14 protein-coding genes are annotated in these 15,178 nt (G+C 59.3%); 2 read left to right on the plus strand and 12 right to left on the minus strand.

All coding sequences use genetic code 11. From position 1 onward, the window contains the following. Positions 1-178 precede the first annotated feature (178 nt). Entirely contained in the window at positions 179-808 is a 630-nt protein-coding gene (locus tag RQH86_RS05785) for a TetR/AcrR family transcriptional regulator (protein ID WP_311240220.1), read from the plus strand. Between the two features lie 2 nt (positions 809-810). Here RQH86_RS05785 and RQH86_RS05790 read toward each other — a convergent pair whose 3' ends face one another. From RQH86_RS05790 to RQH86_RS05845, 12 genes are all read right to left on the minus strand, one after another. Continuing rightward, complete coding sequence (locus RQH86_RS05790; protein WP_311240221.1) at positions 811-1,080, minus strand: hypothetical protein; 270 nt, start codon at positions 1,078-1,080, stop codon at positions 811-813. A gap of 119 nt (positions 1,081-1,199) precedes the next feature. Then, a complete protein-coding gene (locus tag RQH86_RS05795; RefSeq protein ID WP_311240222.1) occupies positions 1,200-4,379 on the minus strand; it encodes a type I restriction endonuclease subunit R in 3,180 nt (1,059 codons plus the stop codon). Next, positions 4,379-5,884: a restriction endonuclease subunit S gene (locus RQH86_RS05800; protein ID WP_311240223.1), complete on the minus strand. Its 1,506-nt coding sequence runs from the start codon at positions 5,882-5,884 to the stop codon at positions 4,379-4,381. Before RQH86_RS05800 ends, RQH86_RS05795 begins: the two co-directional genes overlap by 1 nt. Continuing rightward, entirely contained in the window at positions 5,877-6,308 is a 432-nt protein-coding gene (locus tag RQH86_RS05805; RefSeq protein ID WP_311240224.1) for a nucleotidyltransferase substrate binding protein, read from the minus strand. Before RQH86_RS05805 ends, RQH86_RS05800 begins: the two co-directional genes overlap by 8 nt. Before the next feature lie 13 nt (positions 6,309-6,321). Then, positions 6,322-7,851, minus strand: a complete 1,530-nt coding sequence (locus RQH86_RS05810) for a class I SAM-dependent DNA methyltransferase (protein WP_311240234.1) — start codon at positions 7,849-7,851, stop codon at positions 6,322-6,324. A gap of 302 nt (positions 7,852-8,153) precedes the next feature. Continuing rightward, positions 8,154-9,146 (minus strand): restriction endonuclease, encoded by a 993-nt coding sequence (locus RQH86_RS05815; protein WP_311240225.1) that lies wholly within the window; start codon positions 9,144-9,146, stop codon positions 8,154-8,156. A gap of 54 nt (positions 9,147-9,200) precedes the next feature. Further along, positions 9,201-9,509, minus strand: coding sequence for a type II toxin-antitoxin system RelE/ParE family toxin (locus tag RQH86_RS05820; RefSeq protein ID WP_311240226.1), 309 nt, complete (start codon positions 9,507-9,509; stop codon positions 9,201-9,203). 6 nt (positions 9,510-9,515) lie between these two features. Next, positions 9,516-9,779, minus strand: coding sequence for a YlcI/YnfO family protein (locus RQH86_RS05825; protein WP_311240227.1), 264 nt, complete (start codon positions 9,777-9,779; stop codon positions 9,516-9,518). Positions 9,780-10,003: 224 nt separating this feature from the next. Continuing rightward, positions 10,004-10,402: a hypothetical protein gene (locus tag RQH86_RS05830; RefSeq protein WP_311240235.1), complete on the minus strand. Its 399-nt coding sequence runs from the start codon at positions 10,400-10,402 to the stop codon at positions 10,004-10,006. 147 nt (positions 10,403-10,549) lie between these two features. After that, on the minus strand, positions 10,550-11,128 hold the full coding sequence (locus tag RQH86_RS05835; RefSeq protein WP_311240228.1) for a MarR family transcriptional regulator: 579 nt from the start codon (positions 11,126-11,128) through the stop codon (positions 10,550-10,552). Positions 11,129-11,216: 88 nt separating this feature from the next. Beyond that, positions 11,217-12,884, minus strand: a complete 1,668-nt coding sequence (locus RQH86_RS05840; RefSeq protein ID WP_311240236.1) for an XVIPCD domain-containing protein — start codon at positions 12,882-12,884, stop codon at positions 11,217-11,219. A gap of 23 nt (positions 12,885-12,907) precedes the next feature. Beyond that, positions 12,908-13,825, minus strand: a complete 918-nt coding sequence (locus RQH86_RS05845; RefSeq protein ID WP_311240229.1) for a hypothetical protein — start codon at positions 13,823-13,825, stop codon at positions 12,908-12,910. Between the two features lie 472 nt (positions 13,826-14,297). On the opposite strand from RQH86_RS05845, the gene RQH86_RS05850 reads away from it, so the two are divergent. After that, positions 14,298-15,161 carry a hypothetical protein gene (locus RQH86_RS05850; RefSeq protein WP_311240230.1) on the plus strand — a complete coding sequence of 288 codons (864 nt, stop codon included), beginning with the start codon at positions 14,298-14,300 and terminating at the stop codon, positions 15,159-15,161. Positions 15,162-15,178: the final 17 nt, after the last annotated feature.

Raw genomic sequence — 15,178 nt, forward strand, 5'->3', positions numbered from 1 at the left:
TCCTGCAACGAGCCCCACATGTCGCACAGCGGCCGTGAAAAAACGGTCGATCAGCGCATCTGCACGAACTGCAACGCAGCGCACGCAGCACCCATGACCAATGGCCTACAGCCCAGCGAACGCAACGGATGGCTAACGCAACGCCGCTATACTGCAGCCCCCCGCCTGCCTGCTCCCCATGTCCAACGTTCTGCTGCTACGCACGGCGAAAGAGCGCGAAGAACTGCTGCTGGAAGAGGTGCTCGACGCCACCGAACAGTGCATCGACGAGATCGGCCTCAATGCCACCAGCTTCGAACTGATTGCCGAACGCGCCAAGGTCTCTTGCGGCAGCCTGCTGCAACGCTTCGAAGACAAAGACGCATTGGTGCGCGCACTGCTGGAGCGCAACTACATGCGCGCCATCCGCCAGATGTGGCTGGTGGACCGCCCGACCAACGTGCACGTGGTGGATTTCATTGCAGGCCTGCTCGAAGAATGGCTGTTGCAGGAAATCAACATCAAGCGCACCCGCATCGACCTTGAGCTGCACCTGGCCACCCTGCGCGACCCAGTGCTGGCCGCCTTCATGCGCCGCCAGAGCGCATCGCTGATCGAACACCTCAGCGCCCTGCTCAAGCGGCTACTGCGCGGCCACGCCGACCCGGCCAGCAGCGAACAGGAATTCCAGGCCCGCGTCTTCGCCGTCGCCGCCATGTGCGGCGGCCTGCACAGCGTGATGACCAGCGGCATGGAACTCAACCGCATGCATCTGCAGCTGATTCTGCGCGAGAGTTTGTCGGGGATTTTGAAGTCTGCGCCGGTGTAGGGTCAGCTACTTTCCGCCTGGTCTTCCAGACTCGCCGGCCACTGCACCTGCTTCAACGCATGGGTCATCTGATCGGCAAGCAGCTCCAGACAAAACGCCAACTCATCCATGCAGATGGCCGGCTGCCTCGCCTGCTCTTCGGCCTGCGTACGCGGCTGCGCAAGGCGCGCCAAAAACCGCATGTGGTCGCTTAGTTGCTGCAGGCGGTATTGCGCGTTTTCTGGCAAAAAGTAGCCAGCTTCGGCGTTGGGTTGACGATGAGCCTCGGTCATAGGATCTCTCGCATCAAGAGAAACCACCATTTTCGGAGGTGGCAAGCCGCTGTACGAGGAGTTCCGAGGCTCCGTAGTGAAATCCTGCTACTGCTATCGTCTGGCGTCAATAGCGCAACTCATGCAGACCAGGCAGCAGAGAGTGCTTCTGCCTGCTGCAATACCGTGCGAACCGCAGCATCCTGCAAATCAGGTGGATAGCCGTACTTGCGTAGGATGCGTTTCACCAGCACGCGCATGCGCGCACGCGCCGAGTCGCGGCGTGCCCAATCCACCGAGGCGCTGCCCTTAAGACTCACTAGTAGCTCATGTGCGATGACCTTGAGTGCATCGTCGCCCATCAATTGCACTGCAGAATCATTCTCTGCCAACGCATCGTAGAAGGCGACTTCATCCTCGCTCAATCCCTGCTCTTCGCCACGCGCACGTGCCGCGCGGATGTCCTTGGCGATGCGGATCAGTTCCTGCAAGACTTCGGCAGTGGTGATGGCATTGGTGTGGTAGCGCGCAATCGCGTCTTCCAGCCGTTCCGAAAATGCCTTGGTCTCTACAATGTTGCGCTTGCTACGCGAACGGATGCCATCGTTGATGAGCTTGCGCAGCGCTTCCAATGCCAGGTTCTTCTTGTCCATCCGCTGCACTTCGGCAAGGAATTCATCGGACAGGATGGAAATGTCCGGCGACTGGATGCCGGCAGCCTTGAGGATATCCACGATCTCGGTGGAGACCACCGCACGGCTCACGATCTGGCGGATGGCGAAATCGCGCTCCTGCGAGCTGATGCCTGAACCCGTCGCGCTTTTGACCAAGGCTTCGCGGATAGCCTGGAAGAAGCCAACCTCCTCACGCACCACGAGCGCCTCATCCGAGGCGGAGGCCAGCGCATAGGCCGTGGACAAGGCCAGCACTGCGTCCTGGTAGCGACGTTGCGCCGCCCTCTTGCCATCGTCGCTGCTTGCCGCTGCCATCCATTGCTGCTGCTGATCGAGGATCCACTCGATCGCACCGGCCATCATCGCCAAGCGCTGCTGCGGCGTGCCATTTAGTGCAGTGAGGTAGTCAAAGCCGTGGTACATGTCCCGCACGACTTCGTACTTCTCCCGCATCACGGCGATCGCCTGCGCTTCGTCGATGCCGGTGTTCTGTTTGTCCTGGAGCGAATACTGCGCCAGTGCGGATTTCAGGTTCTGCGCGATACCGATGTAGTCAACGATCAATCCGGCCGGCTTGTCCCGGAACACGCGGTTGACCCGCGCGATGGCCTGCATCAGGCCGTGACCCTTCATCGGCTTGTCCACATACATGGTGTGCATGGAAGGCGCATCGAAGCCGGTCAGCCACATGTCGCGCACGATCACCAGCTTCAGCGGGTCGGCAGGATCCTTGGCGCGGCGGGCCAATGCATCACGCCTGGCCTTGTTGCCGATATGTGGCTGCCATTGCGGCGGGTCGCTGGCCGCGCCGGTCATCACGATCTTGACCGCGCCCAGCGTGTCGTCGTCGCTGTGCCAATGCGGGCGCAGCTTGACGATTTCGGTGTAAAGGTCAACGCAGATCTCGCGACTCATGCACACCGCCATCGCCTTGCCATCCAGCGCAGCCACACGCTCTTCGAAGTGCGTTATCAGGTCCTGCGCCACCATGGCCAGCCGCTTCTGGCTGCCGACCAGCCGCTCCACCGCCGCTGCCCGCCCTTTCAGCTTTTCCTTTTCATCTGTGCCTTCCCCCTCGAACAGGGCCTCGACCTCTGCATCCAGATTAGGCTTTTCGTCTTCATCCAGTTCAATGCGCGCCAGCCGCGATTCGTAATAGATCGGGACAGTTGCACCATCTTCCACCGCGCGGCTGATGTCGTAGACATCGATGTAATGGCCAAACAGCGCCGGAGTATTTACGTCGGTGGCTTCGATCGGCGTACCGGTGAAGCCAATGAACGAGGCATTGGGCAGCGCATCGCGCATGTATTTGGCAAAGCCATACGAGACCACGCCGGTCTTCGTGTCCACTTTGGCTTTCAGGCCGTACTGGCTGCGGTGCGCTTCATCGGCAATGACCACCACGTTGCGGCGAGCGGTCAATGGCGCATCCACTTCGCCGAACTTCTGCAAGGTGGTAAAGATCACACCGCCGCTTGCGCGATCAAGCAGACGCGCCAGATCCTCGCGGCTGTCGGCCTGCACCGGTGTCTGCCGGAGCAGCGCCTTGCACATCGAAAATGTGCCGAACAACTGGTCGTCCAGGTCGTTGCGGTCGGTCAGCACCACCAGCGTCGGGTTGCGCATCGCCGGGTGTTGCACCAGCCGCCCGGCGTAGAAGGCCATCAGCAGGCTCTTGCCGCTGCCTTGCGTATGCCAGATCACCCCCGCCCTGCGGTCGCCTGCCGGCTGCGCTTTAACGCTGGCCAAACCGTACTTGGCTGGATCTTCGGCAACGGCGCTGCGTGAAGCGCGAATTGTCGATTCCACCGCGTGGTTGACCGCATGGAACTGGTGGTAACCGGCAATGATCTTGACCAGCCCGCCACCAGTTTCGCCAAAAGCGGTGAACCAGCGCAGCAGCTCCAGAAACCGCTGCGGCGCGAACACGCCTTCGATCAGCGTGGGCAGCTCCGGCTGCCCCTTGGGCAGCACCTGCCTGCCGTCGGTGGTGCGCCACGGCATGAACCGCTCCAGATCGGCGGACAGCGAGCCGACCCGCGCGGCAATGCCATCGGAAGTGACCAGCACCGCATTGGTATGGAACAACGCGGGGATCTGCTGTTTGTAGGTCTGCAACTGGTTGAATGCACCCACCAGGTTTGCACCTGCACTGCCGGGTGCTTTTAGTTCGATCACCGCCAGCGGCAGGCCGTTGACGAACAGCACCACGTCCGGCCGGCGTCTGGTCTGGCCGCTGATGACGACAAACTGTTGAACGGCCAGCCAATCGTTGTTCTCCTGGCGATCGAAGTCGAGCAGCCAAACCTTGCCCGCTGTCAGCACACCATCCTCTGCGTAGTATTCGACATCCACGCCTTCGGTCAGCAGCGCGTGGATGCGGCGGTTTTCTTCCAGCAGGTTCGGCAATTCGTTTTGGGTGAGCTTGCGGATGGCGTCTTCCCTCGCCTCCGGCGGCAGCTGCGGATTGAGCCGGGTGACGGCATCGGCCAATCGCTGGTGCAGCACCACGACATCGTGGCTTTCGCGTTCCGGCGCCTTGCCGTCCGGGCCGATGGCCTCGTCTGAGGTGACGGCGTAGCCCAGCCCACGAAGTTGTTCGAGTAAAGTTTGCTCGATGGCGGCTTCGGATAGAAAGGCCATCAGATAGTTTCCGCCATTCTTTCCGCATCCTTTACCCGCAGTTCGCCGGAGAGCAGTTTGGGGAGCAGGGTGTCTCGAAGACGAGCAAGAGTTCGAGACTCACGCTCGCTACTGACGATGCGTTTACGCAAAGACATAGCCTCTTCCTCAAATTTCTTGATGACTTCGGAAGGGGGAATGATTTGTGGCAATTGATGAACGTGATTTCGGTTGAGAGTGGGAACTGCCGATCCCGAGTTAAATTGCTTGAAATTTAATCCGCGCAACAATTCGTATGCATAGCAAGGCTTCGCGACTCTGAACTCCTTAACCCACAGCGTGGTGTTCAGCGGCCAGAAATCACTAAGTTCAAAAAAAACGTTACCCAACACGCCAGAGCGGCCCGTGATAATTCCCGGCCCTTTGACCATAGCCTTATGGTGCATTCCATTAATCCCGCCAGCGGCTACCACCGGAAACTTGCCAGCTACCCGTATCTGTGCTGGCAGATCGAATCCACGTTGCAAGATTAAAAGTTCGTCAAGCCTACCAACCCGCCACCCCTGCGGAATCAAGCCCAGGTCTGACTCCTGCATACACTCTGGCGGCATGCCGTCGAAGTCCACGAACCAGGACTTGAACAGGGCGCGGGCCATCTCTTCCAGCGTCTGGTTCATAAGCCGATTGAGTTCGATCTTGTCGTCCAGTGTCCCAAGAATGTGAGCGATGGCACATTGCTCTTTGAGAGGCAACACTGTCAACTCAATCTTACGAAGCTCGCTTTGCTTGATACCAATGACTGTAGTACCAGAACTACGGCCAAGCAGCTTTTTCTGCATGTCATGCGACTGAAGCAGATACAAAAGATAACGACTATCGAGCACGTCGCGTTTTCCGCGGAGGGTAACGATGCGTTGAGCCAACGCAACAGGCAAGAACTTAATTTGCGCAACTTCACCAAGCGGCGCTTCAGTAGTTAGTACTACATCACCGATTTCAGGAAGTCCACGCGTCATCCATTTTTCGTAATCGTCTTCAGCTATGAACTCATCTGGAGTTTCGATACGCCCAGCCTTGACCACTTTTGCAGTAATCAAAGGAATACCGAAATCAACTTTTCGGGGCGTCTTTCCGCGATAGTCAATCAATGCATCGAGGCATTCTTCAAGGGGCCGAAGGGTCAAATTACCAGTATCAGAAAAGCTGTCACGCCCCGCCTCCTGCACCACCACATTTTCACGTCCAATGATCTTGCGAAACGACTCACCAGCAGTCGCCCAATCAATCACATCAACCTTCCACGGCAAGTCCGATTCGGAAAAATCATCAGCCAGCGCCGCGCTCACCGCCAGCGACAAGGGCCGATCGGTGATTATGGCCAGGTCCAGGTCGGAATACTGCTTGGCCAGCCATTTGGCCCGCGAACCGAAGGCCCATACTGCACATTGCGGCACGTGCTTACGCAGAATGTCGCGCACGATCTGCCAATGATCCGGCCGGATGTCGATATTGGGCGTGTCAGACATTGCGTGCTTCCAGCTTTTGCAACAAGTCGCGTGCATCGACGATGAAGTCCAGGGTGCCCTGGTACACCTTCTTCGCCTTTTCGTGGTCGTAGGTGTGCGCGGTGATGTTGCGCATCTGCCGATACTTGAACCAGGCCTCCACGTCGGCGATCAAGCCCTTTTCGGCAGCCACACGCAGCACTTCGCGGAAGTTGGTTTCATCCACCTCCTCCGGGCTGGCGGATTCGGCCTCGATCTGGCGCTTGAGCATCTTGATGCCGATTTCATAGACGAACTCGAAATTCTGGATGAGGCCTGCCACCAGCGTGTTTTTCACCTGCTTGGATTGCTGGTTGAACCAGGCGCTGTCGCTGACCACGCCCAGGCTGTCTTCCAGCGAAGACACCGCATTGCGCAATGCTGTGAGGTCGAGTTTCTCGTTCATCATGTCTCTCCTGTCAGAACCCCAGGTGCTTCAGATTCATCTCGATCGCTGCGTCAAGCTTCGCCGCTTCCTGCTGCTGTTCCCGCCACAGCGTTGCCAGGCGCTGCATCTTCTGCGCAAACGGTTCGCCGTCATCCTCTTGCGCCGCTGCGCCGACATAGCGACCCGGCGTGAGTACATGGCCGTGCTTGCGTACCTCGTCCAGAGAGGCGGACTTGCAGAACCCGGCGATATCAACATAGTCGCCGGCATCCTGCTCGCCACGCCATGCGTGATAGGTCGCCGCGATCCTGGCCACCTCGGCATCGCTCAATTCGCGCCGGGTACGGTCAACCAGTGTGCCCATGTTGCGGGCGTCGATGAACAGGATTTCGCCACGGCGGTCGCGCAGCTTGCTCTGCAGCACCAGTCCGTTGCTGCGGTCCTTGGCCAGAATCCACAGGCAGGCCGGAATCTGCGTGGAATAGAACAATTGCCCTGGCAGGGCGACCATGCAATCGACCACGCCGGCTTCGATCATTGCCTTACGGATGTCGCCTTCGCCGCTTTGCTGGCTGCTCATCGAGCCATTCGCCAGGACAACGCCGGCAAAGCCGTGCGGGCTGAGGTGATGGACGATGTGCTGCAACCAGGCGTAGTTAGCATTGCCAAGCGGTGGTGGCCCGAACGCCCAGCGCACGTCGTCGCGCAGGCGCTCGCCGCCCCAGTCGGAGATATTGAACGGGGGGTTGGCCAGGATGAAGTCGGCCTTCAGGTCGCGTAGTTCGTCCTTGTGAAAGCTGCCCTCGTTGTTCCAGCGGATGTCGCTGTCGATGCCGCGCACGGCGAGGTTCATCTTGCACAGGCGCCAGGTCGTGTAATTGCTTTCCTGCCCATAGATGGCGATGTCGCCAATGCGCCCGCCGTGCTCGTTGACGAACTTCTCGCTCTGCACGAACATGCCGCCGCTGCCGCAGCAGGGGTCGTAGATACGGCCCTTGTAAGGCTCGATCATCTCCACCAGGGTGTGCACCACGCTGCGCGGTGTGTAGAACTCGCCGCCACGCTTGCCTTCGGCGCCGGCGAACTGGCCGAGAAAATATTCATACACGCGGCCCAGCACGTCTTTGGACTTGCCGCCCTTGTCGTTGAGCGCAATACCAGAAATCAGGTCGATCAGTTCGCCCAGCATCACCTTGTTGAGCGCGGGGCGCGCGTAGTCCTTGGGCAGCACGCCCTTCAGCGATTCGTTGTCCTTCTCGATGGCGCGCAAGGCGTCATCGATCAGCGTGCCGATGCTCGATTGCTTGGCGTTTGCCTGCAGGTGCGACCAACGTGCCTGCTTGGGAACCCAGAAAATGTTCTCGGCAAGGTACTCGTCTTTGTCCTCTGCCGCCTGTGGATCTTCGGCCAGCAATGCTGCGTGCCGAGCTTCAAAGGCGTCCGAGATGTACTTGAGGAAAATCAGACCGAGCACAACGTGTTTGTAGTCGCTGGGCTCCATGTTGCCGCGCAGCTTGTCGGCGGTTTTCCAGAGCTTGTCGGCGTAGTCGAGTTCGGACACAGATTCCTTCTTGAGCGGTGCAGGCGCGGGTTTGGCCCGTGCCGGCTTGGGCTCGGGTGCAACATTGGGCGCAGCCGGCGTTTGGGTCGCCGCCGTTAAGGCAACCGATCCGCCTCGCCCCCGACCAGCGCGGATGCGGCCGTCGTCGATCAGTTGCTGCTTGATGCGTTGGTAGGTACTGTCCTGCCAGCCCAGTTCCTCACGCAGGCGTTGATTGCCCGCGCTGCCGCCAAGCGAAGTCAACGCGGCGATGAAGCGTTCGATCTTTTGTTCAGTAGATGTCACTTGTTATTCCTCTGGCTTCAGGCGGGCCAGTAAAGCCGCTTCAGCGGCACAATGCGTTTTGTCTCGGCGTCGGTAGCCGCATAGTGCTCGATCAGCGCGCGCACCACATGGTCCAGCGTCCACAGCGCCAGTGGAATGGACGCGCGATCTGCTTCGTACTGCGCATCCTTGCTGAAGCCGCCGGTACTGACATACAAACCGCGATCATCCTTGTGGCGGCCACCGAGAAAGCTGCGAATGTCCTGACTGCCCATCTGCCCCTTACGATGCTTGACCTCCACGACAATGCGCGGATGCTCAAAGCCAAACCCGTCGGGCGATGCAACGATGTCTTTCCCACGGTCCGAGCCGGGAGGCGAAACCTGGGTCTTGTAGCCCATCGCTCGCAGAATGCCGGCCACAAGTTGTTGCATGTCATTCCAGCCAAGCTCGCTGACCAGATCCTTGATGCGCTCAAGCGCCTGGGATTCGATACCTGCAAGAGGGTCGGCAACGGCTTCGTCCAGCGCTTCCTCGATCTCCTGTACCGGCTTACCTTTGAGTACTGCCAATATCTCATCGGCGGCACTGGGCGGTACCTCAAACAATGTCAGTGTGGAGCCAAGGCTATTCTTGGTGGAGATGCCCAGGTGATCGCGGGGAAGCTCCTGCTGCAGCCATTGCACCTTGCGCGCAAGTGCTATGCCTGATTCGGCCGACTCGGGGAGGTACTCCGCCTGCCCCGCCACAGTGCCAACTGCGTAGAGGCGATTCGCTGGCGAGTAAGTAATGACCCAATCTTCTTGCTGAATTTCATTTACGAAACGCCATACCTGCGAGGCGCCGGAAATGACGGTGCCAGGTCTGGCCAATGGCTCAGCAGCCTGATAAATCGCGATCAATTGCTTCCGATCGACACCTGGCTTGGCCTCAGCCGCGAGCTGAGTCCAACCTACTGCGACCACGCCTTGCTCGCGAAATGCTTCGTACAAGCTCCCGCCCTCACCGCGCACCATCCACATCCGTGCCATCACTGCCTTCTTTTTTTAATTCAAGACGTTCTATACATTCTTCGTCGTAAGACCTTAGCACCAGTCATCTTCACGCTGATGCCTCACCGCGAACGCAAGCACCGTCTGCTTGTCTAGGACTTCGAACAATAGCGCATAGCCAGTTGGGCCGAAGCCAATCACCAGTTCACGCTGGAAAGGGTCGCTTTGAAGAACTTTACGACAGCTCAGAGGTGCCACTTCAAGCACGGTGATGCCATCACCAATGAACTGCAAAGCGCGCTCGGCCACAGCGAAATCGGCTCCAGCGCGCTGCAATAAATCGTCGTAGAGCCGCGCAAGATCATCACGCGCCTCCTCGGTAAAACGGACGTAGAAGCGCACCCTGGATCAGCCCTTGCGCGCCTGGTCCAGCTGGGACTGCAGCCCGGTCAGCACATCCTTGGCGTCGATGTACCGCCCCGACGCCTTGGCGCTGTCACGCGACGCCAGCCCACGGGCAATGAAGGCTTCCTGCTGCTGCCGCTGCTGCACCTGGGCACGTACGGAGTGCTCGACAAAGCTGGAAAGCGTCTCGCCCTCTTGCAACACGGCTTCGGCCGCTTCGCGCAGCGCCGGGTCTACCCGGAGCGATGGAAGAGATGCGGATTTCATGGCAGGCCCAGTGCGTTGCAATTGCGATGCATCATCGCAAGCGGGCGACGGTGCTTCAAGGTTTTCTTTGCAGACCTAAGCCGACGATGGCGCAGCTACGCTGATGCGATGTTACGTAGACGCTGAAGCACGACGTTTGCGCGCTCCGGTTCGGCGACCAATCCCGGCAACGCGTTCACAAAAGCCGGGTTGTCTATTAGCCCCACGAACACATCGGCGACCCACTACCGAAGGTCTGCATGCTCCACGGCAAACTCTTCCACAAGCTCAGCCCGGCCATCGACGACATTGAGCACGTCCTCCAGGTCGTGACTGGAAAGGAAGTCGCTGTTGCCTCGCGTAGCGAAGGCTTCGAGCTTGGTCCCGAGGAATGCTGTCGCTGTCACCAAGCGGATGGACAGGCGATCGTTCAAGGCAACCACTTGCGCCGTCTCTACAGCATGGGCGGACCAGCGGTTGGAGAAGCCAAGCACGCCGGCATCCACCGGCATCAGGTCGAAGAGGACGCCCGAGGCTTCGTGTACCCAGCGGCAGACGACGCCGCTCTGCATCTCGCGCGCAAAGCCCTGCGATTCCACACGCGCCTCGATGCCGCGGAATCGGGACCAATCAAGATTGACCACCGCATCGACGTCATAGGTGGCGCGGACATTTTCAGCCAATGGATCCGACACCAGCAGGCCAACGACTGCCCCGCCGAGGAAGACCACGTGGTCGCAAAGTTCGCCCAGTGCATCCGCAATCACAAGCAGATGCGGTAGTTACGATCGTCAGAGCGCATCGCCAAGCTCCAGCAACTGCTTGAGATAGCGCGCAGCAAGCGTGCGCTCGCGGGCGCGCCCGCTACGCAGGGCGTCCTGCAGCGCCAGCAGCTGGTGCAAGGCAGGGTCGGCCAGCGCAGCGTTGGGCGCACCAGCCGACAACGGCGACAAGCCGGGGCCTTTGGCCGTGCCCTGCGCGCTTGGCCACACCGGTGCCTCCCCTGAGGAACTGGCAATCGCGGTGGACAGTGGGGGCACGCCAAAAGCCGTAGGAATGCCACGCCTTAGCGGGCCGATGACGGCAGGAAAGGCATAACGCACGCCGTGAACCGCAAATTCGTGCAGCGCCGTGCGCACCGTCTCCCACTCGCTGCGGCTTTTTTCCAGCGCCAAACCGGATGCCACCGCGCGCTTGACGCTGCGATGCACCTGAGAGGCGCTCATGCCTAGCGCTTCTCCAAGAGAGGCATAGGTCCAGGCCTGGCCCGCCTGGGCGACCTGCTTGTACAGCACCACCAGATCCTGCGGCTTCAGTTCCACAACCAAGCCCGCCTTATTCCATATTCCATATTCCAGAATATGGAACATCCGACGAACAAACTGTTTTTGTAAGCAGTCTTTGCTACACGCCGACCTAAACGAGGATCTACCGCTCGAAGGCGGAAGCCAGACACTGTCACCCAATGCTCCGCGGCTTAACCGCCTCCTCCTGCGCCAACGATCTCTCCTGCGCTTGGATTTGGCTGTGCGCCAAGGTACGCGCGTCGAGCTCTTGCAGCCTTGTCAGCGATTGCTCTACCGGCGTACTGACGGCCACGTCAGTGGGCATGCTGGCACGCAGATGGGCCGGATTACTGGGCTGGCCCTGCACCACGAACACGGTAGCGCCGGCCGCTGCACGCGGTGTCTGGTTGCTCAGCGACACATGGTCAATCCGCTCAAGCCCGTGCTCCTTTGCCAGATGCGCCAAGCTGGCACTCATCCGCTCGCTGTGCGCATCACTGCTCCGTCCCATGCCGGCATCCAACTTGCCAACAAGAGTCGTTGCCTGTGCATGCAGGGGGTGAGGTGCCTGCGGCGTGGGTTCTAGGTCTGCCTGTCGCTGCCTTCCGTGCACCGGCTCTGCCGGCCCACCTTCTTGCCGTTGGGGATGAGGCGGTTGATTGCCACGCGGCTGAGGGCCGGGCCTTGCTCTCTCCTGCTGAAGTCCTTGGTCTAGCTGCTGCTCTCGCACGGGGCCGGGGGTCGTGCTGGTCAGCACGTATTGCCAGCGTGTTTGCGCAGGGTTGCCTTGAACAGCGCCGATAAAACCATCGTACTCGGCTGGATGAATTGTCTGGCAACCTGCCGAATCGGTACTGCCGCTAGAACCGCGATGAATCTTGAAGGTGTCGTTGAGATCCTTCACCCCGTTGAGATCAGCGTGATCGAACCATCCGTCCGCATTGCTATCTCGCTGTACCCCGCCATGCCCTGCATCCACCGCAGCTTGGCTCGGGCGTAACGCGTTGTCCTGCGTACCTGGCCGGATCGGGTTAGGGTGCTGACCCATCCGCATTTCGATGGTGCCCTCGCTTAGGCGGCCGAGATCCCTGATGCCATCGGCATTCACGTCCTCGCCTTCGATTTTTCTTGGCCTGGTGATGCTCTCAAATTCGGGCGACGGAGCAAATATTCTGTTCTCTACCCCACCCTCTGCACGCGGGCGACGTCCCGTGTTGCCAGCATGATGATCGTATTGTGCAGTCGGCTCGGTATTTGCTTGCTGAGCGACCTGCGTGTGACGGGTGCCATCGGCATCCTTCCACAACACAACCAGGCGATCGTTGTAGACACCCGTACCGCCCTGAGCTTCGTTGATGGCAGGGGTTGCCGGATCGTCGCTGCGCGGGCTTGCGGGATGCGCGCGATCCTGCATGGCCGCAAGCGTTGAGTTTTCCTGGCGAAGGCCCAGCACCACGCGCTCGTTTGGTCGAGAAAGTGCGTCGTGCGCCGCATCGTTACCTCTCACCTGTACGATGCTGGCGTAGACGTCATACCGCTGTGCGTCGTTTAAGGCAGCCATTTGCGTTTGCGGCGGAATTGCCGGCTGACTCGACGCAGATTGCTGCAGGCGTTGCAGTACACCGGCGTCCGCAGCGGAGATTGGCCCTTGCTGCTGGGTGTTGATCGCATTGGCGGACGCTACTCCGACATAACGATCCAATGCGTCGCGCACAACCTCTGACTGGTTTTGCCGGCGCTCACCAAGCATTTCTAGTGCCTCAGCGGAACGATTGGCATTGAAGAGAGCAGAAATTTGATCTGCAGTTGCCCGGATATCTAAATCGTTGGATCTCGCCATTTCGATGCTCCTTGCAGAAGTGGTCACTCGCTAATGAATCGGTCCTCACCATCTGGATAATCAGAACATGCTGGTTCGCCCGTGCGTTGTTGACGACACGGCCACTGCGCTCTTGTAACCCGTTCGACGCGCTCGAAGCGTTCGCCCGTCCATCGGAGAAAGCCAAAATGCGCATAAGCGCCGACCCGCCTTGGGTCATCGGCGGCAAGCGGCTGGTCGGGGTCAAACTCCATTAGCCATCGCATGGTAGACGCCATAGGTAACTTGTCGTCGAACAGAAAAAGCTCCGAACCGCCGTGTTCGTTCTGCCTGGCAATATCTTCACCAATAAGGCTGGGTGCTGGCGGGAAGATCGACGCGCTGACGTCGGATGCATTGCCGTCCTTATCGAGGCGATAAGCTTTGCGCCCTTGGCCTGATTGGCATGCAAGGCCTGCGTCACCCGCACTGCATTTCACTGGCCAGACCAGATACACCGTCTTGTCGGGATCGGCACTTTCGAACGAACGAATCGTGAGCTCACCCGCGGCCACAGTGAAATCCGCACGTCGTCCCAACCCAGGTGCGGCCACGTAGACCGCATTGCGCAGACTGGCTTCGCGCGCCTGCTGCGAAGTATCGACGGCGTCTGCACGCAGAGCCAGCAATGCGCGCGCCATGTGCGCGGGTGCCGGGCCTCGGCAAAACGCGTCCCTCAACAGCGGTGCAGGTGCAGCGCCCTGCGATTGCATCCTGTCAACACAGGCAGCCCCCATCTGCCGCTCCAACTTGAAGGGGATCCAGGGTGTGGGCGAAGCAGCGGGTGCCTGAGGAAAGGAGGACACTTCCTGGGCATCGCGCAAGGGCTTTGCTGCAGCATCTTCTGTCGAAAGTCGTGCACACCCAAGCGTCATAATGGGCATTAGCGCCGTGGCTACCAGGCAACGCATCAGATTCTTCACGAGCATCCCCTGAGCAGAGAGAACAGACGCTCCGGACTGTGGCCGCGTAACGGGGTGAGGTCAAGCATCGGCATGGCATTGATTGATCTGGCCCATAGATTGGCAACGCCTGTAACAGAAGGCCTGTAACAACCTGTGCAGCATATGGGGGCAGTGCGACATCTCGCGGCTCTATTGAGTACCGGAGGTCAGTTCCTCCCGGTCGTACATCAAGGCGCGCCCAATGCTGCAGGTCTGCATATCCACTCGCGGAAGTCACCGCCACCCTTCTGTGCTCGTTGCATTTTCTTGATACGCACAGCCGATCAGTGCTTGTGCTTCGATCCAGAAGTGACTGCGAGCGCTAGCCGAAATTGGCATCGATCTTGTTGATACCTAAAGAGAGTCGAACGCCGGTCATCGATGTGGTCAACCTGTCCCGCCGGCACTGATTTGCCTATAGTTCTCGCCAAACCCTGCAATGGATTGACCAATGCACATGATGTCAACCGGCCGGTGCCTGACGCTTGCACTTGCCGTCGCTGTGAGCGGCAGTGCCTGTGCACGGACGCCATCACCCGAACAAAAAAGGACTACCCCCATGTCGGACACCGTCACCACAGGCCGCACCATCAACGGGCACACCTATTCGGATGCGCCTGTGGATGTGAAGCTGGGGCCAAACACCTTCCGGATTCCCGCCAACTACCTGGACAGCCAGATCGCACCGTGGCCGGGCGAAGGCGTGACGCTTGTCATCGAGTGGCCGGACATGACCCCCACCCCGCCCGGTGCGCGCGCGAACCCGCGAACTAACGATTTTCGGAACGAAATTTCGGTGTCGATCGACTATGTCGACCGTGTCTCCGTAGAGACATTGCTGGGGCGTTTCTCGTCAAACGATAGGCGTACCGAGACCGACTCGGTTGAACGGGGCAATCCTGTCGACAGGCTCGACCTTCGCATTGCACAGCCTGAAACACTCGGATTAACGCCCTATGCCATTGATGAGGAGAAGATGGCGGCATACGTCAAAGCGTATCAAGCCCACCACGGCGAACCTCCGACACGCAACCCTGCGTTTGAGGACGATTGGTATGTCGCGCGCGACTCGGGCGGCAACTTAACTACTTTCATCAAATGCGACAGCACCAAATTTCGAGGAGATGGCGTTCGTCTGGAAGGATCTGAAGTGATTCATGAAAAAGGAGCGACTGCAGCAAGTTGCGTCCACTATTTCTCTGACATCGAAAACAAGCTTTCCATCAGCCTCAATTACAAGCGTGCTTTTTTAAAGGACTGGAAGCGCATGGAAGATGCGGTGAGGAAGGTATTAGCCCGCACTAAAGTCCAGTGATTAGTGTTTTTACAGGG

Origin of the sequence: Xanthomonas sp. WCS2018Noco2-27 (assembly GCF_031843525.1) — a bacterium.
In the GTDB taxonomy this organism is placed as follows: Bacteria; Pseudomonadota; Gammaproteobacteria; order Xanthomonadales; family Xanthomonadaceae; genus Xanthomonas.